This window comes from Devosia sp. MDV22-iso42 (assembly GCF_058629155.1).
The window spans coordinates 128,158-146,911 of the sequence record NZ_JBZVWR010000012.1; the positions used below are offsets into that span (position 1 = coordinate 128,158).

At 63.2% G+C, this 18,754-nt stretch carries 17 protein-coding genes; 14 read left to right on the top strand and 3 right to left on the bottom strand.

Features of this window, described 5'->3' with window-relative positions; translation table 11 throughout:
- Positions 1–162: 162 nt before the first annotated feature.
- Genes AC4NN3_RS15500 through AC4NN3_RS15510 form a run of 3 tightly spaced genes read left to right on the top strand, consistent with a single transcriptional unit; the run spans position 163 to position 3,838 of the window.
- Entirely contained in the window at positions 163–1,674 is a 1,512-nt protein-coding gene (locus tag AC4NN3_RS15500; RefSeq protein ID WP_491927987.1) for a di-heme oxidoreductase family protein, read from the top strand.
- The gene (locus AC4NN3_RS15505) at positions 1,674–2,744 is read left to right on the top strand and encodes an imelysin family protein (RefSeq protein WP_491927988.1); all 1,071 of its coding nucleotides are present in this window, start codon (positions 1,674–1,676) and stop codon (positions 2,742–2,744) included. Before AC4NN3_RS15500 ends, AC4NN3_RS15505 begins: the two co-directional genes overlap by 1 nt.
- Positions 2,745–2,746: 2 nt before the next feature.
- Complete coding sequence (locus AC4NN3_RS15510; protein WP_491927989.1) at positions 2,747–3,838, top strand: DUF1513 domain-containing protein; 1,092 nt, start codon at positions 2,747–2,749, stop codon at positions 3,836–3,838.
- A gap of 16 nt (positions 3,839–3,854) precedes the next feature.
- Here the strand turns inward: AC4NN3_RS15510 and AC4NN3_RS15515 are convergent, their stop codons facing one another.
- Positions 3,855–4,916, bottom strand: coding sequence for a DMT family transporter (locus AC4NN3_RS15515; protein WP_491927990.1), 1,062 nt, complete (start codon positions 4,914–4,916; stop codon positions 3,855–3,857).
- Between the two features lie 75 nt (positions 4,917–4,991).
- Positions 4,992–6,008, bottom strand: a complete 1,017-nt coding sequence (locus tag AC4NN3_RS15520) for a substrate-binding domain-containing protein (RefSeq protein WP_491927991.1) — start codon at positions 6,006–6,008, stop codon at positions 4,992–4,994.
- A gap of 469 nt (positions 6,009–6,477) precedes the next feature.
- Here AC4NN3_RS15520 and AC4NN3_RS15525 point away from each other — a divergent pair, with 469 nt between their 5' ends.
- The 10 genes from AC4NN3_RS15525 to AC4NN3_RS15570 all read left to right on the top strand — a co-directional run bounded on the left by AC4NN3_RS15525 (position 6,478) and on the right by AC4NN3_RS15570 (position 18,146).
- Positions 6,478–7,842 (top strand): ABC transporter substrate-binding protein, encoded by a 1,365-nt coding sequence (locus AC4NN3_RS15525; protein WP_491927992.1) that lies wholly within the window; start codon positions 6,478–6,480, stop codon positions 7,840–7,842.
- Between the two features lie 99 nt (positions 7,843–7,941).
- Complete coding sequence (locus tag AC4NN3_RS15530) at positions 7,942–8,949, top strand: carbohydrate ABC transporter permease (protein ID WP_491928155.1); 1,008 nt, start codon at positions 7,942–7,944, stop codon at positions 8,947–8,949.
- Complete coding sequence (locus AC4NN3_RS15535; protein ID WP_491927993.1) at positions 8,949–10,154, top strand: carbohydrate ABC transporter permease; 1,206 nt, start codon at positions 8,949–8,951, stop codon at positions 10,152–10,154. Before AC4NN3_RS15530 ends, AC4NN3_RS15535 begins: the two co-directional genes overlap by 1 nt.
- Before the next feature lie 60 nt (positions 10,155–10,214).
- Entirely contained in the window at positions 10,215–11,219 is a 1,005-nt protein-coding gene (locus tag AC4NN3_RS15540; protein WP_491927994.1) for an ABC transporter ATP-binding protein, read from the top strand.
- Between the two features lie 536 nt (positions 11,220–11,755).
- A complete protein-coding gene (locus tag AC4NN3_RS15545; RefSeq protein ID WP_491927995.1) occupies positions 11,756–13,024 on the top strand; it encodes an ABC transporter substrate-binding protein in 1,269 nt (422 codons plus the stop codon).
- Between the two features lie 81 nt (positions 13,025–13,105).
- A complete protein-coding gene (locus AC4NN3_RS15550; protein ID WP_491927996.1) occupies positions 13,106–14,086 on the top strand; it encodes a carbohydrate ABC transporter permease in 981 nt (326 codons plus the stop codon).
- Entirely contained in the window at positions 14,086–14,931 is an 846-nt protein-coding gene (locus AC4NN3_RS15555) for a carbohydrate ABC transporter permease (protein WP_491927997.1), read from the top strand. Before AC4NN3_RS15550 ends, AC4NN3_RS15555 begins: the two co-directional genes overlap by 1 nt.
- 11 nt (positions 14,932–14,942) lie before the next feature.
- Positions 14,943–15,950, top strand: a complete 1,008-nt coding sequence (locus AC4NN3_RS15560) for an ABC transporter ATP-binding protein (protein ID WP_491927998.1) — start codon at positions 14,943–14,945, stop codon at positions 15,948–15,950.
- Positions 15,951–16,118: 168 nt separating this feature from the next.
- Positions 16,119–16,901: a ThuA domain-containing protein gene (locus AC4NN3_RS15565; protein WP_491927999.1), complete on the top strand. Its 783-nt coding sequence runs from the start codon at positions 16,119–16,121 to the stop codon at positions 16,899–16,901.
- 198 nt (positions 16,902–17,099) lie between these two features.
- Entirely contained in the window at positions 17,100–18,146 is a 1,047-nt protein-coding gene (locus tag AC4NN3_RS15570) for a Gfo/Idh/MocA family protein (RefSeq protein ID WP_491928000.1), read from the top strand.
- Here the strand turns inward: AC4NN3_RS15570 and AC4NN3_RS15575 are convergent.
- Positions 18,143–18,328: a hypothetical protein gene (locus tag AC4NN3_RS15575; RefSeq protein WP_491928001.1), complete on the bottom strand. Its 186-nt coding sequence runs from the start codon at positions 18,326–18,328 to the stop codon at positions 18,143–18,145. The genes AC4NN3_RS15570 and AC4NN3_RS15575 overlap by 4 nt on opposite strands.
- A gap of 152 nt (positions 18,329–18,480) precedes the next feature.
- Here AC4NN3_RS15575 and AC4NN3_RS15580 point away from each other — a divergent pair, with 152 nt between their 5' ends.
- On the top strand, positions 18,481–18,732 hold the full coding sequence (locus AC4NN3_RS15580; protein WP_491928002.1) for a GlsB/YeaQ/YmgE family stress response membrane protein: 252 nt from the start codon (positions 18,481–18,483) through the stop codon (positions 18,730–18,732).
- Positions 18,733–18,754: the final 22 nt, after the last annotated feature.

An 18,754-nucleotide genomic window follows, 5' to 3' on the forward strand; every position in this document is an offset into this window, starting at 1 on the left:
CTCCAAGGAGGCTGCCCCCTCCGACCGCCCCTGCAGAGGAGCTGATGCTCCAATCGGGGCATATGGTCGGCAGACGCTGCTGCCGGGTTCACCCGGCAGAATCCTCCCCCTATCCCGGGGGAGGGCCGGAGAGGGTAACCTCTCCATAACTGGACAGACGCCATGAAAACCCGCCTCACCCTTGCCCTTGTTGCGCTGCTGGCCGGCGGCATGGTCTTTGCACAGGACGGGGCGGTGCGCAGCGATCTGAAGCCGGAGGATCTGGCGCGGGTGCAGCGCGTGACGGCGCCGACAACGGACTTCAGCAAGGCGGAGAATTTCGAGGGCAAGCCGGCGGGCAAGGGCACGACCAATTTCGCGCCCAATGCCGACTCCTTCAGTCATTTTCTCGACAACCTCAGCTTTGAGCAGGAAGAACAGTTCAAGCTGGGCAATGCGCTGTTCCGCAAGATCTGGGTGAGCTCGCCGAGCTCCACCCAGGCCTCGGATGGGCTGGGGCCGCTGTTCAATGCGCGCGGCTGCCAGAGCTGCCATATCAAGGACGGGCGCGGGCATCCGCCCTTTGAGGGGCAGGCCGAGAATGTCTCGATGTTCCTGCGCCTGTCGGTGCCGCCGGGGGCGGACGATCCGCGGCCGCGCATTGACGGGGTGACTGACGAAGAGGTGGGCGATCCCATCTATGGCGGCCAGCTGCAGGACTTTGCCGTGCCCGGCCTTGCAGCCGAAGGACGAATGGTGATCGACTATAGCGACCTGCCGGTAACGCTGGACGACGGCACGGTGGTGACGCTGCGGGCGCCGGCCTATTCGGTGGCCGATCTCAATTACGGGCCGATGGCGGATGATGTCATGCTGTCGCCGAGGCTTGCCAATCCGATGAGCGGGCTGGGGCTGGTCGAGGCCATTCCGGCCGAAGACATCCTGGCGCATGCCGATCCTGAGGACGGCAATGGCGACGGCATTTCCGGCCGGGCCAACTGGACAATCGAGCCGGTCAGCCAGTCGGTGATGCTGGGGCGCTTCGGCTGGAAGGCGGGCAAGGCCAGTGTGCGCAGCCAGTCGGCATCGGCCTTTGCAGGCGATATCGGCATTGCCACGCCGCTGGTGGATGCGCCGCATGGCGACTGCACGGTCAAGCAACCAGAATGCCTCGCCATGCCGACCGGGGTGCAGGCGCGGCTGGGGCCGTCGGAAGCGCCTGACCCGGTGCTGGATCTGGTAACCTTCTATGCGCAGACGCTGGGCGTGCCGGAGCGCCGCGATGTCGATGCGCCAGAAGTATTGCGCGGCAAGCAGGCGTTTTACGAGGCCGGTTGCGCCAGCTGTCACGTGCCCAAATTCGTCACCAGCCGGGACGCGGAAAACCCGGCGCACCGGTTCCAGCTGATCTGGCCCTATGGCGATTTCCTGTTGCATGACATGGGCGAAGGCCTGGCCGATCACCGGCCGGAGGGGCAGGCGGATGGTTATGAGTGGCGCACGGCGCCGCTCTGGGGCATCGGGCTGACGGAAACCGTTTCGGGGCACACCTTTTTCCTGCATGATGGCCGCGCGCGCAATCTGACCGAAGCCATATTGTGGCATGGCGGAGAAGCGCAGGCGGCGCGCGACGACTTTGCCGGGATGTCGAAAGCCACCCGCGATGACCTGCTGAGCTTTCTGGGATCCCTTTGATGCGCTTGATGATGATTGCCGCGCTGATGCTCGCCTTTGCCGGGGCCGCGCCGGCGCAGGAGACGACGCCCGCGGCCGTGTTGCATGATGCCGTGGTGGATGTGATCCGTCCCAATATGCTGCGGCTGGATGCGGCCGCGCGCGGGCTCGAAAGCGCCATGGTGGCGCTATGTGCCGTGCCGTCGCAGGATGGCGTGGCGATTGCGGCACAGCAGTTCAAGCAGGTCGTGGCCGCCTATGGCCGGATCGACTTCCTGCGTATCGGGCCACTGATGGAAGACAACCGGGCCGACAGGCTGCTGTTCTGGCCGGACCGACGCGGCATCGGGCTCAAGCATGTGCAGGCGATCCTGGCCGAGGAGGACGCAACCGCGACCGACCTTACCGGCCTGAGGGCCAAGAGCGTGGCCGTGCAGGGGCTGGGGGCACTGGAATTCGTGCTGTTCGGCACCGGGTCTGAGAGCCTGGTCGGCGCCGCGGGAGCGTTCCGTTGCGCTTATGGACAGACCATTGCCGGCAATATTGCCGGCATGGCCAAGGGGATGGTGGCCGGCTGGTATGTGCCCGGCGGCATTTCCGACCATTTGCAGAGCCCGCAGGCGGACTATGCCGATTACCGCTCGGAAACCGAGGCGCTGGAGGCGCTGGTGAGCCTCGTCTCGCACGGGCTAGAAGGGCTGCGGGACAAGCATCTGATGCCGTTCATGGCCAATACGGATGGCCCGGCCAAGCCCAAGCTGGCCGCGTTCTGGCGCGCCGGTACGACGATGGCATTCGTGCGCGCCAATGTGGACGGCATGGCCGAGCTGGTCGCCCGTTCCGGCGTGGCGCGGGCGGTGGGGGAGGCCAATCAGGGCCTGGACAACTCGATCCAGTTTGAATTCCGCAATGCGGTGCGGGCACTTGATCTGGTGACGTTGCCAGTCGAGGCGGCGGTGGCAGACGAGAAGCAGGCGGCCGCCCTCAGCTATCTCGTGCTGGTGACAGGCTCGCTGCAGGCGATGGTCGGCGAGCAATTGCCGGCTGCACTCGGCCTCAGTGTGGGCTTCTCATCGCTGGACGGGGACTGAACATGTGGCAGCGCCGGGCGTTTCTGCAGGCGGCGGGGGCGGGCTTTGCCGCCAGCCTGCTGCCGCGCCAGGCGCTGGCGCTGGAGCGGACCGAGCTGGTATTTGCCAGCGCGGTGCAGACCGCCAGCGGCGGCTATGGCGCGGTGCTGCTGGGCGAGGCGGGCGAGCTGATCGCCAGCATTGCCCTACCCGATCGCGGTCATGACATCACGCTGAGCCGGGAGGCGGGGCGCGGCGTGGTGTTTGCCCGCCAGCCGGGAACGTTTGCCGTGGTGTTCGATCCGACCGGCAAGGACGCGCCGGTGACGCTGACCAGTGTGGCGGGGCGGCATTTTTTCGGCCATGGCGTGTTCTCGCCGGACGGCAAGCTGCTCTACGCCACCGAGAGCGATTTTGACGCGGCGCAGGGCGTTGTGGGGATTTATGACGCGCGCGGCGGGTATCGGCGGATCGGCGAATTTCCCACCTACGGCACCGGCCCGCATGAAATGCTGCTGATGCCCGATGGGGTGACGCTGGTGGTGGCCAATGGCGGGATCGAGACGCATCCCGATTATGGCCGGACCGAACTGAATCTTGAGACCATGGACCCCTCGGTGGTGTTTATCGACCGGCGCGATGGGCAACTGGTGGGGCAGTTGCGGCTCGATGCCGGGCTGCATCAGCTGTCGATCCGCCACATGGCGATTGATGGACGCGGCCGTGTCTGGTTCGGCTGCCAGTATCGAGGCGCGCCCAGCGAAACCCCGCAACTGGTGGGCTATGCGACCCTGGACGGAGCGATCGCGCTGATCGAGCTGCCACCCGGCACGCTGGCGGATTTACGCAATTATGTCGGCTCTGTTGCTGCTTCGACCGACGGCAAGACCGTTGCCGTGTCCTCGCCGGAGGGTGACTTGCTGGTGGCGATCGACGTCGAGGGACGCCGGCCGGTGCTGGTGCAGACGCTGCGCAATGGCTGTGGCCTGGCGCCGGACGGCAAGGGTTTTGTCGCCAGCACCGGGCTGGGCGAACTCATCGGCATTGCCGGGGCGAAGCGGGATGCGCAGCGCTTCGATTTCCAGTTCGACAACCACCTGCTGCGGGTGGGGTAAGTGCAGCCCGGCTGGCTCAAGGGTGGCTGTGGCGGTGATGCAGGTCGGGATAATGGGGATGCTTGTGCCGCAGGGGTTCGTGCCGATGCCAGTGTGCGTGCGGTTCGTGCACTGGCCCGTCATGAGCATGCTGATGGTGATCGTCATGGGTGTGCAGGTGGTCGTGTTCGAGCTCCTCATGCACATGGTCATGGTCGTGACGCTCGGTCAGGTGCAGCCACAGGCCAAAGCCCATCAGCAGGCCCGCCAGCACGAGTTGGACCGTTATCGAATCGCCAAAGATCAGAATGGCCAGCACCGCACCAACAAACGGGGCCAGTGAGAAATAGGCGCCGGTGCGTGCCGTCCCCAGATGGCGCAGCCCGAGCATGAACATGACCAGGCTGACGCCGATGCAGAAGAACCCGACCAGGGCCGCCGCGCCGATCAATGCGGCATCGGGCAGGGCGGCCCCCAGCGACAGCGCGAGGACAAGATTGGTGGCGCCGGCGACGAGCCCTTTGATCATGGCGATCTGGACCGGGTCGGCAGCGGACAATTTGCGGGTCAGATTGTTGTCGATACCCCAGCACAGGCAGGCGGCGGCGATCAGCACCCCGCCCGTGTCGAGCTGCAGGGACTGGCCATTCCAGGTCAGCAGTACCGCACCCGCCAGGATGGCGGCCGCACCGAAGAGCAGGCGCCGATCAACGTTCTCGCGGAAGACAAGCCAGGCAATGGTCATGGTGGCCAGGCCTTCCAGATTGAGCAGCAGGGATCCCGATGCCGCCGATGTCTGTGACAGGCCGAGCATGAGACATAGGGGGCCCAGCATGCCACCGATGACGACCACGGCCGCCAGCCAAGGCATGTCCATTCCCTGCAGGGGGGCTTCGTCATTGGGCAGGCCGATGCCCGCCCGGCCCCATTGCACCAGTGCTAGCCCCAAACCAGCTCCCAGGTAGAGGATGCCGGCCAGCAGCCATGGGTCGACTGAACCGGTCAGCAGCTTGGACAGCGGGGCGGCAGCGCCGAACAGCACGGCAGAGGCGAGGGCGAGCGGAACACCGGGCCACAAATGGGCGTGATTGTCGGGCATGGATGGCTCCGTCAGGTTGCAGATGGGGTGAAGCCGCGCGCAGAGGGAATGGCGGGCAGCCGTGCCGTGCGGCGCTCAGCTCGGCGCCGGGCCGGTGCTTTCGCGCAGGACCAGTTCGACTGGCCAGACTTCGTGGATGTCGGCCACCGGCTTGCCGGCCTGGATCTGCAGGATCAGCTCGGCAATGCGGATGCCGGCCAGGCTGATGGAGGAGCGGGTGGTGGACATGGACGGGTACATGTTGTCGGCGTTGAGATAGGGGAAGACGTCGTCATGGGCGATCATGGACACGTCCTGACCCAGGGTCAGCCCTGCCTGGCGAATGGCGCGGAAGACGCCCAAAGCCGTCATCATCGAACCGGCAAGGAAGGCCGTTGGCGCGGTGTCCATCTCGAGCATGTCATGGGCGCTGCGGAAGGCGATTTCGTCGCTGAAGGCGGCATTGCTCAATAGCGCCGGATCGCAGGCCACGCCGCGGGCGGCAAGCGCCTTGCGGTAGCCGCTCTCGCGGTGCACGGCAAAGGTGCGATCCTTGAAACCGTTGAAGAGGGCGATACGGCGATGGCCGAGATCGAGCAGGTGGCTGGTGGCGCGTTCGATGGCGCCGGCATTGTCGATATCGAGCCAGGCATGGGGCGCGCCGATTTCGGTGCGACCATGCAGCACGAATGGAATATTGAGTTCCATCAGCAGTTTGGCGCGCTCGTCATGCAGGGTGGGCGAATGCAGGATAATGGCATCGACCTTCTGGCTGGCGGCCAGCCGGCGATAGGCAGCGACCTCCTCGTGATAGGTCTGCACGGTGGTGACGATGATGTCGATTTCCTCTTCGGCCAGCCGCCCGCCAACGCCGCTGAGGAATTCACTGGTATGGGGGCCGAATTCGGAGGAGCCGCGCAGCACCATGCCGATGGCACCGGCACGGCCGGTGGCCAGGCGCAGCGCATTGGCATTGGGGCGATAGCCCAGCCGCGTTGCGGTCTCGGCGACCCGCAGTCGCGTGGCCTCGTTGACCTCGGGATAGCCATTGAGGGCGCGGCTGACGGTGGTCTGCGACAGGCCGAGATGCTCGGCCAGATCCTTCAGTCTCATAAGCGTTCGTGGCCCTTCCGCTTTCGGCTGCAGGCTGGCGCCTTGTCTGGTGCCTGGATCGTGCGGCCGGCGTGGGGGCAGCGGGCCTGCATCAAGCCGGTCCGCATCTTCCTCCGCGCGCATTCAAAGCGATTTCAAATTGCGACGCAAGAGCCGGTTTTGTGGGCCGCGTTTGTGATTGCCTGGCCGGATCCCGCGAGGGGTGGGTGAGCCAGTTTGCCTCAGTGGGCCTTAACGCGCCGTATTGCTGGGTTTATATCGATTGAGGTGGCCGAGGTCCCCATTGGCCGCTGAGCCGTGCTTGACAGGCCATGGCCACTCTGGTTGGTTTCGAGCCAAAGCGCTTTGACCTGATGCCGGAGACGGCGCGACAGGGGACGCTTGGCGGGAGGACAGGCCTTTCATGCCGGCGCAAGGCGCTGGCGGAAGGGCGTGATCTCTCTTTTTCGGCTTACCGGGAGGATACCTTATGAAACTCACCATGATGACAACGGCAATGCTGCTGGGCATTTCGTTGACAGCGACCAATGTGCAGGCGCAGGAACTGCTGTTCCCCAAGGGCGAAGGCGCCTTCAGCTGGGCAGCCCTCGAGGAATTCGCCGCCGCCCATAGCGATCTGGCGGGCCAGACCCTGACTATCTGGGGTCCATGGCGCGAAGGCGGCGACCAGGAAATGTTCGAGAGCGTGCTGGCCTATTTCGAAGATGCCACCGGCGCGACGGTGAATTACGCCTCCTCGGAAAACTACGAGCAGCAGGCACAGATCGATGCGGCTGCCGGTTCGTCGGCCAATATCACTATCCTGCCGCAGCCAGGCCTGCTGGCCGACATGGCCTCCAAGGGCTATCTCGTGCCGCTGTCCGATGAGGTCAAGGCCGCCGTTGAATCGGGCAATGCTGCCGGTTCGTCCTTCGTGTCGCTGGGCACCTACGCCAATGCGAGCGGCGAAGAGGCGTTCTATGCCGTACCCTACAAGTCGGACCTGAAGTCGCTGGTCTGGTATTCGCCGGACAATTTCGCCGATGCCGGCTATGAAGTGCCGCAGAGCTATGAAGAGCTCAAGACCCTTACCGAGACCATGGTTGCCGATGGCGCGACGCCATGGTGCATCGGCCTGGGTTCGGGCGGCGCGACCGGCTGGCCGGCGACCGACTGGGTCGAAGACATCATGCTGCGCATCAATACGCCGGAAGACTATGACGCCTGGGTCAGCAATGAACTCAAGTTCAACGATCCAAAGGTCGTGGCGGCGCTGGAAGAATTCGGCTGGTTCGCCAAGGATGATGCCAAGGTTGCCGGTGGCGTTGCTGCCGTGGGCACCACGGATTTCCGTGAAAGCCCGCTCGGCCTGTTTGCCGTGCCGCCGGCCTGCTACATGCACCACCAAGCCTCGTTCATTCCGTCCTTCTTCCCTGAAGGCACCGAGCTGGGCACCGATGCGGACTTCTTCTACTTCCCCGCCTCGACCGAACGCGATCTGGGCCAGCCCGTGCTCGGCGCCGGCACGCTTGCCGTCGTGACCAAGGACTCCCCCGCCGCCCAGGCCTTCATCGACTTCCTAATGAACCCGATCTCCAACGAGATCTGGATGGCTCAGTCCGGCTTCCTGTCGACGCTGCTGGCTGCCAATGTGGAGACCTATGCCAATGACACCCTCAAGGGTGAAGGCCAGATCCTGCTCGACGCGACGACGTTCCGCTTCGACGGGTCCGATCTGATGCCAGGCGCCATCGGCGCCGGCAGCTTCTGGACCGGCATGGTCGACTTTGTCGGTGGCAAGTCTGCACAGCAGGTTGGCGACGAAATCCAGGCCAGCTGGGACGCCATCAAATAAGACGGCTATAAGTCAGAATCATCGAGACCGGCGTACGCGCCGGTTTCGTCCTATAAAAAGACGTCTTGATACGGGGAGGAGCGGCAATTGGGCGATATTGTGCAGCAATTGTTTGGCGCCGTCATCGCCATCGCCGTGGCGCTCGCCGCCTGTGTTGCCTATTTCTGGGGCAGCAACTGGATGCTCGACCGCTTCCTCAATTCTGACAATGTGACGGGCGAGGCCGTTACCCGGCGTGACCGCCTGCGCGACCGGATTCGACCCTGGCTGTTCCTGCTGCCGGCGCTGCTGTTCCTGTCGGTTTACCTGATCTATCCGGTGTTCGAGACGCTGCGCCTCAGCCTGCTCGACAAGTCGGGCCGCAACTTCGTGGGCTTTGCCAACTACGCCTGGGCACTGTCGGACAGCAATTTCCAGCGCTCGATCCTCAACAACATCATGTGGCTGATCGTGGTGCCGTCGCTGGCCACCGCCTTCGGGCTGGTGATCGCCGTTTTGGCGGACCGGCTGTGGTGGGGCAATATCGCCAAGTCGCTGGTGTTCATGCCGATGGCGATCTCCTTTGTCGGCGCCTCGGTGATCTGGCGCTTCGTCTATGACTATCGCGGCGAGGGCGACGTGCAGATCGGCCTGCTCAACGCCATCGTCACCGGCTTCGGCCTGCCGCCGCAGGCCTGGATCACCATTCCGTTCTGGAATTCGCTGTTCCTGATGATCATCCTGGTCTGGATCCAGACCGGCTTTGCCATGGTGATCCTGTCGGCGGCTTTGCGCGGCATTCCCGAGGAAACGCTCGAGGCCGCCCGCATCGACGGCGCCAGCGATATTCGCATCTTCTTCGACATCATGATCCCGCAGATCATGGGGACGATCGTGGTGGTGTGGACCACCATCACCATCGTGGTGCTCAAGGTGTTCGACATCATCTTTGCCATGACCAATGGGCAATGGGACACCGAAGTGCTGGCCAATTTCATGTTCAAGTGGATGTTCGTCAATTTCGACTATGGCCGCGGCTCGGCCATTGCCGTGGTGATCATGCTGGCCGTGCTGCCGATCATGATCTGGAATATCCGTCGCGCCAATGCAGAGCAGGGGACACGCTAATGACCGCTGTCACCGAAACATCCGAGGCCGTTGTCGCCGCACCGACCGTGCGCCGCAAGAACTGGTTCCAGCGCGTGCGGCCAGGGCGGGTTGTAACCCATCTGGTGCTGCTGGCGCTGGTGGCACTGTGGACGCTGCCGACCATAGGCCTGCTGGTATCCTCGCTCCGCGACAAGGATCAGCTGGCGGTGTCGGGCTGGTGGACAGCGCTGAGCACATCGGAATCGCTGGGCGTCACGCGCATCGGCACTGCCGCCGACCAGGCCGCCGAAGCCGGCGGCTATGTCATCCGCGGCAATGTGTTTGGCAGCGACACCAACAAGCAGCTGGGTGGCTTCGGGCTGAGCAATGGCGAGCCGGCGGCAGCGGCGCCGGGCGAGAGCCTGCCCATGCGCGAGGGCGGCACCATCAGCGTGGCCGCAGACGGTGCGTTCGAATGGGTGTCGGACAGCGAATTCACCCATACGCGGGGGCCGCGGGTGTTCTACCTGGCGCAGATCGCCCCGCGCTTCACGCTCGACAATTACTGGGAAGTGCTGACATCCAACGGGGTGGCGCGCAGCTTCATCAACTCGTTCACGGTGACCATTCCGGCCACCATCATCCCGATCCTGATCGCCGCCTTTGCCGCCTATGCGCTGGCCTGGATGCGGTTTCCGTTCCGCGGCCTCATCGTCGCGCTGGTGGTGGGCCTGCTGGTCGTGCCGCTGCAGATGTCGCTGATCCCGCTGCTGACGCTCTACAACCAGATCGCCCAGCTGATGGGCGCCTCGGATGGCAAGACCTATCTGGGCATATGGCTGGCCCATACCGCCTTCGGGCTGCCGCTGGCCATTTATCTCTTGCGCAATTACATGGTGGGCCTGCCCAAGGAAATCATGGAATCGGCGCGCATCGACGGCGCCAGCCACTTCAAGATCTTTACCGGCATGGTGCTGCCGCTGAGCTTTCCGGCGCTGGCCTCATTCTCGATCTTCCAGTTCCTGTGGGTGTGGAATGACCTGCTGGTGGCCATGGTTTTCCTCGGCGCCCAGCAGGATCGCCTGGTGCTGACCGGCAAGCTGGTCAGCCTGCTCGGCTCGCGCGGCAATAACTGGGAAATCCTCACGGCCGGGGCGTTCATCACCATCGTGGTGCCGCTGATCGTGTTCTTTGCGCTGCAGCGCTATTTCGTCCGCGGGTTGCTGGCGGGTTCAGTCAAGTAAGTCGGGCACTCGGCCTGCAGCCGTCCCCGGACGGTTCATGAGAAGAAAGAAGAGCGGATCGTGACAAACCTCAAGCTCACCGACCTCAGCAAGCGTTATGGCCAGGTTGAGGTGCTCAAGCACATCAATCTCGACATCCATTCGGGTGAGTTCATGGTGTTTGTCGGCCCGTCGGGCTGTGGCAAATCCACCCTGCTGCGCTGCATTGCCGGGCTCGAGGAAATCACCGGCGGCACGCTCGAGATCGAAGGCGAGGTGGTCAATGATCGCGCGCCGTCCAAGCGCGGCATTGCCATGGTGTTCCAGAGCTATGCGCTCTATCCGCATATGACCGTGTTCGACAACATGGCCTATGCGCTCAAGATCGCCAATGCGCCCAGGGAAGAGATCGAGACCAAGGTGGCGGCCGCCGCAGAGCAACTGCAGCTGACGCCCTATCTCAAGCGCCTGCCGGGGCAGCTGTCGGGCGGGCAGCGCCAGCGCGTGGCCATCGGCCGCGCCATTGTCCGCGACCCCAAGGTGTTCCTGTTCGACGAGCCGCTGAGCAATCTCGACGCGGCGCTGCGCGTGGCCACGCGCATCCAGATCGCCAAGCTGCACGAGACCATGACCAGGACGACCATGATCTATGTGACGCATGACCAGGTCGAGGCGATGACGCTGGCCGACCGCATCTGCGTGCTGCGCGACGGCCAGATCCAGCAGGTCGGCACGCCGATGGAGCTATACGAAACGCCCCAGTCGCTGTTTGTGGCCAGCTTTATCGGCTCGCCCAAGATGAACCTGATCGAGGGTGAGCTGGCCAAGCCGTTCAATGCCCATACGGTGGGCATTCGCAGCGAGCACATGACCGTTTCGCCCGATAGTGGCACCTGGAGCGGCACGGTGATCCATACGGAAAATCTGGGCTCGGACAGCTATGTCTATATCGACATGGGCCAGGAAGATCCGGTTGTGGTGCGCGTCGACGGATCGACCAAGTATCGCAGTGGCGACAATATCCACTTCTCGCCGATCGACGACAAGATCCATCGCTTCGACGCTGCCGGCTTGCCCGTAGGCTGAGCTGACGGCCCCTCAAACGGCTGCAGCCCCTGGCGGGCGGGTTACAGCTCGCTCCATCAGACATCTTCGGCGCCGGGTGCATCCCTGCGCAGTCCGCCTGCCGGTCGTCTGTCTGCTGGGCCTAGGGTGTCCTGGGCGGCGCGTGAGCGCTGGTTGCTCCGTGCCAGGACACTGCTGCACAAACTCTCCAAAGCGGTTTCAAATTTTGTGGCAATCGCTGACGCCGCGCCTTTTGGCTTGAGGTGCGTACGTCAAGATGCGGCTACCAGACCGGTCAGAGAAATTCACTGAACGATGTTAAATAATTGTATTTATTGAATAAATTCCGTTGGTTCGGCGGCGGTCGGGGAATTACCCACAAGCTGCGCTTGACAGAAATTTGGCGCTCTGATTACTTTTTATCCAAAGCGCTTTGAAAAGACGGCAGGATTGCCGCGACACAGGGCTTTTGAGGGAGGGGATTGGGTGAGTCGGCACAGCTGTGCCGACGGTCGCCTGTGCCTTTCCGAAGGATGTTTCATTCGGGAGGAAATCTAATGAAAATGCACACAATGCTCGTTGGTCTGCTGACGAGCGTGACCCTGGTGATGGGGTCGGCCCAGGCGGCCGAACTGTCCATGGTTTCGGGCGATACGGGCAATGGCCTGGCGTTCCTGCGCACCCAGCTCGACAAGTTCGAGGCCGAGACGGGCAATACCGTCACCATCGTGCCCATGCCATCCTCGACCAGCGACCAGTTCGGCCAGTACCGGCTCTGGCTGGCGGCCGGCAATGCCGATATCGACGTGTACCAGACCGACGTGATCTGGGCGCCGCAGCTGGCCGACCAGTTCCTCGACCTGACCGAAGCGGCCAAGGATGTCGTGGGCGAGCACTTCCCCTCGATCATCGAGTCGCAGACCGTGGACGGCAAGCTGGTCGCCCTGCCGGCTTTCACCGACGCGCCGGCGCTGTTCTACCGCACCGACCTGCTGGAAAAATACAACAAGCCGATCCCTACCACCTGGGACGAAATGGCGGCGACCGCGCAGGAAATCATGGATGCCGAGCGGGCTGCGGGGCAAGCGGACATGTATGGCTTCGTCTTCCAGGGCAATGCCTATGAAGGCCTGACCTGCGACGCGCTGGAATGGGTGATGTCCAATGGCGGCGGCCAGATCGTGGAAGCAGACGGCACCATCTCGATCAACAATGAGCAGGCGGCCGCCGCCATCGATCGCGCGGCCGGCTGGATCGGCACCATCTCTCCCGATGGCAACCTGGCCTATCAGGAAGAAGAAAGCCGTGGCGTGTGGCAGCTGGGCAACGCGGTGTTCATGCGCAACTGGCCCTATGCGTATGCGCTGGGCAATGGCGATGACTCGGCGGTGAAGGGCAAGTTCGACGTGGCCCCGCTCCCCGCCGGTGACGGCGAAGGCGCCCGTTCGGCGGCGACGCTGGGCGGCTGGAATGTGGCCGTGTCCAAGTACTCGCCCGATCCGGAAGAGGCCATCAAGCTGGCCCTGTTCCTGTCCTCGACCGAGGTGCAGAAGGAACGCGCCATCAACCAGTCCAACCTGCCCACCATCGAGTCGCTCTATGACGACGCCGATGTGCTGGCCGCCTCGCCCTTCATGGCCAACTGGAAAGAGATTTTCCAGAATGCCGTGCCGCGGCCATCGGCTCCCACCAAGGTCAAGTACAACGAGGTCTCCTCGCTGTTCTGGAGCGCCGTGCACAATACCCTGTCGGGCAATGGCTCGGCCGCCGAGAATCTTGAAATTCTCGAAGCCGATCTGACGGAGCTCAAGGGCGACGCCTGGTAAGTCCTCCCAGGACACCACGGGGCGGACGGCCGGTGACCCGGCTGCCCGCCCCGACCCATACAGTGCGCAGGGAGAGGCAGAATGGCGAGTGATATAGCGGTGTCCGCCCGCCCCATCGTGGTGGTCAAGGGGCGAACGGAACTGAGCCAGCAAAGGCTGGCGGCGGCACGATGGTTCCTGCTGCCCATGCTGGCGGCGCTGTGCGTGGTGGCCGGCTGGCCATTGCTGCGCTCGATCTGGTTTTCCTTCACCGATGCCTCGCTGACCGACCTCTATGGCGCCGAGTTCATCGGCTTCGGCAACTATCTGCGCTGGACGACGCTGGAAAGCGGCCGAACGGTCTATCGCGGCCTGCTGGTCGACAGCGCCTGGTGGAACGCGGTGTGGAACACGCTGCGCTTTGCCTTCTGGTCGGTGAGTTTCGAGGCCGTGTTCGGCATGATCGTGGCCCTGGTGCTCAACGCCGAGTTCCGCGGGCGGGGCTTTGTCCGCGCCGCCATCCTCATTCCCTGGGCCATCCCCACCATCGTCTCAGCCAAGATGTGGGCCTGGATGCTCAACGATCAGTTCGGCATTCTCAACGATCTGGGCCTGCGCCTGGGCCTGCTCAGCCAGAAGGTAGCCTGGACAGCCACGGCCGAAACGGCGATGCAGGCGGTGCTGGTGGTCGATATCTGGAAGACCACGCCCTTTATGGCGCTGCTGATCCTGGCCGGGCTGCAGATGATCCCCAAGGACATCTACGAGGCGGCCGAGCTGGATGGCGTGCATCCGGTCAAGCAGTTCTTCTACATTACCCTGCCGCTAGTGCGGCCGGCGCTGATGGTGGCGATCATCTTCCGGCTGCTCGACGCGCTGCGCATCTTCGACCTGATCTATGTGCTGACGCCCAATAGCGCGGCGACCAAGACGATGAGCGTGCTGGCGCGGGAGAACCTGTTCGACTTCGACAAGTTTGCCTATGGCTCGGCGCAATCGACGCTGCTGTTCCTGATCATCGCGGTGCTGACCGTACTCTATATCTGGCTGGGCAAAGTCCGGTTTGACGGGGGAGACCGCTGATGGGTGCGACGTTCGACCTGTGGAAGCTCACCAAGACGGTGCTGTTCTACGCGCTGGTGGCGGTGATCGTGGTGGTGTCGATCTTTCCGTTCTACTACGCCATCCTGACCAGCTTCAAATCGGGCACCGACATTTTCCGCGTCACTTATTGGCCGGTGTCGTTCTCGTGGGAGAACTATATTGCCGTGCTCAACCAGGGCAGTTTTCCGCGCAATCTGCTGAACTCGGTATTCGTCGCCACGGTCACGGTGATGCTGGCGCTGTTCCTGGCGGTGACGGCGGCGTTCGCGCTCAGCCGGGTGCGTTTCCAGGGGCGCGGCTTCCTGCTGATGGTGATCCTGGCCGTCTCTATGTTCCCGCAGATTGCCGTGCTGGCCGGGCTGTTCGAGGTGATCCGGGCGCTGGGCATCTACAATACGCCCTGGGCGCTGATCTTTTCCTACACCATCTTCACGCTGCCCTTCACCGTCTGGGTGCTGACCACCTTCATGCGCGACCTGCCGGTCGAGATCGAGGAGGCTGCCATCGTCGACGGAGCCAGCCCCTGGGTAATCATTACCCGCGTGTTCATGCCGCTGATGTGGCCGGCGCTGGTGACCACGGGGCTGCTGGCCTTTATCGGGGCATGGAATGAGTTCCTGTTCGCGCTGACCTTCACGTCATCGAACGATACCCGCACCGTGCCGGTGGCCATCGCGCTGCTGTCGGGCGGTTCGCAATATGAAACGCCCTGGGGCCTCATCATGGCGGCGTCGGTGATCGTCACCGTGCCGCTGGTGGTCCTAGTGCTCATTTTCCAACGTAAAATTGTGTCGGGCCTTACCGCCGGCGGCGTCAAGGGTTGAGGAGCTAAACAATGGCAAGCATCGAGCTGCGTAACATCCGCAAGGCCTTTGGTGTGGTCGAGGTTATCAAGGGGGTCGACCTGACGGTCCGCAAGGGCGAGTTCATGGTCTTTGTCGGCCCCTCGGGTTGCGGTAAATCCACCCTGCTGCGGCTGATCTCGGGGCTGGAGGACATTACCTCGGGCGAGATGTTGTTCGACGGCAAGGTGGTCAATGCGCTGGCGCCGTCCAAGCGCGGCATCGCCATGGTGTTCCAGAGCTATGCGCTCTATCCGCACATGACGGTGTTCGACAATATGGCCTTCGGGCTGACGCTGGAAAAGGGTCACGGCAAGGAGGAGATTCGTCAGCGCGTTGAGAAGGCAGCTGAGATGCTGCAGATCACGCCCTATCTCGACCGGTTGCCCAAGCAGCTTTCGGGCGGGCAGCGGCAGCGTGTTGCGATCGGGCGGGCGATCACGCGCGACCCCAAGGTATTCCTGTTCGACGAACCGCTGAGCAACCTCGATGCCGCACTGCGGGTGGCGACGCGGATCGAGATCGCCAAGCTGCATGAGAGCATGGACAATGTGACCATGATCTATGTGACGCATGACCAGGTCGAGGCGATGACGCTGGCGGACCGGATCTGCGTGCTGCGCGACGGGCTGATCGAGCAGGTCGGCACGCCCATGGAGCTCTATGAACAACCCAATTCGGTGTTCGTGGCCGGCTTTATCGGCTCGCCCAAGATGAACTTCATCGCCGGCGACAAGGCCCAGGCCTTTGGCGCCCATACGGTGGGCATTCGCGGCGAGCACCTGACCATTGTCCCCGACAACGGCACCTGGAGCGGCACGGTGATCCACAAGGAGAACCTGGGCGCGGACAGCTATGTGTACCTCGAAATGGGGACCGAGGAGCCGGTGGTAGTGCGTCTCGACGGTGCCAATGACTACCGGAGCGGCGACGTGGTGCAGATCACGCCGATGGCCGACCGGGTCCACCGGTTCAACGCGGCAGGCAAACCGATCGCCTGACAGGAAAAAACTGTCAGCATCGTCCAACTTTGGCCATCTGGATCCTAGACTGCGTCATATTGGACAGCGCCAATGGCGGGGCGCGCATCGGGCTGGAAGCCGGCTTTGCAACGTGCCAATTTACTGCCGTGCTGCACCTCCCTGCGGCACATCCAACAGGAGAATTCCATGCCGATCCGTACCCTGGTCTGGGGCGAGAACGTTCACGAGCAGAAGAACAAAATCGTCGCCGACAACTATCCCGAAGGGATGCACAACCAGATTGCCAAGCTGCTGGCCAGCGATAGCAATATCGTGACCAGGACCACCACGCTGCAGGAGTCAGAGCATGGCTGCACCGTCGAGGCCCTGGCCGAGACGGATGTGCTCATCTGGTGGGGCCACGCGGCCCATGGCCAGGTCGAGGACGAGATCGTCGAGCGCATTGCCAAGCGGGTATGGGAGGGCATGGGCCTGATCGTGCTGCATTCGGGCCATTTCTCCAAGATATTCAAGCGCCTGATGGGCTCGCCCTGTGCGCTGCACTGGCGCGAGGCCGGCGAGCGCGAACGGCTCTGGGTGACCAGTCCGGGCCATCCGATCGCCAAGGGGCTGCCGGCCTATTTCGAGCTCGAAATGGAAGAAATGTATGGCGAGCCCTTCAGCGTGCCAGAGCCGCTCGAGACGGTGTTTGTCAGCTGGTTCCAGGGCGGGGAAGTGTTCCGCAGTGGCCTCACCTACCGGCGCGGCGCCGGCAATGTGTTCTACTTCCGGCCGGGCCACGAAACCTATCCGACCTATCATGACGACACGGTTGGGCTGGTGCTGCGCAATGCGGTGAACTGGGCCTATAATGCCAACCAGCATCCCGAACTGCTCGAGGCGCCCAATACGCCGGTGGAAGAGTCCATCGAACCGCTGGTTGAACGCGGCCCCAAGCTGCATCACGGCCGCGAAGAAGGCTTCAAGTAGGATCAGCCGGTCTCCAGGTGAGGCTGGCCTGCAAACGGCAACTTTCTGCGCTTCCGGTGCTCACGTACTGATGTACGCTCCGCTCCGGTTTTCGAAGGTCGCCATTTTCGGCTCAGCCTGACCTGGATCTCGACCAATCCTGCGCCAGTAACAACAATACGAACCGATGACGTCAGTCATCTTGCAGGGAATATGATAATGCGGCTGCTCATTCTGGGTACCGGTGGCATGGCCAATACCCATGCCAAGCATTTTGCGGCCATCGATGGGGTCACCCTGGTGGGCGGAGTGGATGTCGATCCGGCGCGGGTCGAGGCGTTCAACCAGACGCATGGCATCGAGCGCGGCTTCGGCTCGCTGGATGCGGCGCTGGCATGGGGTGAGTTCGACGCGGTGGCCAATGTCACGCCGGACTCGATCCATCACCCCACGACCATGGCCGCGTTGCGGGCCGGCAAGCACGTCTTCTGCGAAAAGCCGCTGGCGACCGACCATGGCAAGGCCATGGAAATGACCGAGCTGGCCGAGCAGATGGGCCTGATCAACATGGTCAACCTGACCTATCGCAATGTCAGCCAGCTGCAGAAGGCGCGCGAAATCGTGCAGTCCGGCGCGGTGGGCACAGTCAAGCATTTCGAGGCAAGCTATCTGCAAAGCTGGCTGGTATCGAAGGCCTGGGGCGACTGGCGCACCGAGAGCCAGTGGCTGTGGCGGCTGAGCAAGAAGCACGGCTCGAACGGCGTGCTGGGCGATATTGGCGTGCATATCCTGGACTTTGCCGCCTTTGGCGCGGGCAGCGATTTCTCCAAGGTCTTCTGCCGGCTCGAGACCTATGCCAAGGCGGAAAACAACAGAATCGGCGAATATGACCTCGATGCCAATGACAGCTTCGCCATGACGGCGCAGCTGGAAAATGGCGCGCTGGGCGTGATCCACGCCACGCGCTGGGCGACCGGGCACTTCAACGAGCTGCGCCTGCGCATCTATGGCGAGCTGGGCTCGGTGGAAGTGCAGCACCGGCATGACTGGAGCAAGCTCTTCACCTGCCTGGGCGATGATGCTGAAACCGGCACCTGGACGGAAGTGGAAGTCGATCCGGTACCCACCAACTATATGCGCTTCTTCGAAGCGGTCCAGACTGGCCAGAACCTCGAGCCCAGCTTCCGCCACGCCACCAATATCCAGAAGGTGCTCGACCTGGCGACCGTCACCGATCGCGATCGGCACGAGCTGTCGGTGCGCTAGGCCTGGTCTGTCGTACGCGACTCAACCTGGGGGCGGGCGGCATGCCTGGCCGCCGCGAGCTGATCGCGTGCGGCGTCCGAGCGGTCGGCGCGCGTGACCGAACCGGCCTCTCGCCCCGAAGCGGGCAGGCCATTGGCTGCCATCAGGGCAGCAAGAGTGGTGGCGAGGATAATCTTGTCCATGCTGTGCTCCTTTCTTCACCCTGTCGATGGCCGGGTAACGGTGGGAATGCGGGGTGGTTGCGGGCAGGTCGATCACAAAATTGCCAGCAGAGGCTGCAACCGATGCCAGGGTTGCGAATTATCCTGCGACACGAGACAGGAGCGTCAACCTCATGGGTATCATCTGGGCCATCATCATCGGCTTTCTGGCAGGCTTGATCGCCAAGTGGATCACGCCGGGCGACAATAAGCCGAGCGGGTTCATCCTGACCACGGTGCTGGGCATTATCGGTTCGGTACTGGCCACGTGGCTGGGCCAGCAGATCTTTGGGGGTACGCAGAGCGAGGGTGTCGGCTTTATCAGCGGCATCATCGGCGCCGTCATCATCCTGCTGATCTGGAACCAGGTGGCGCGCCGCCGCTAAACGCGGATTACTGAACGACCAA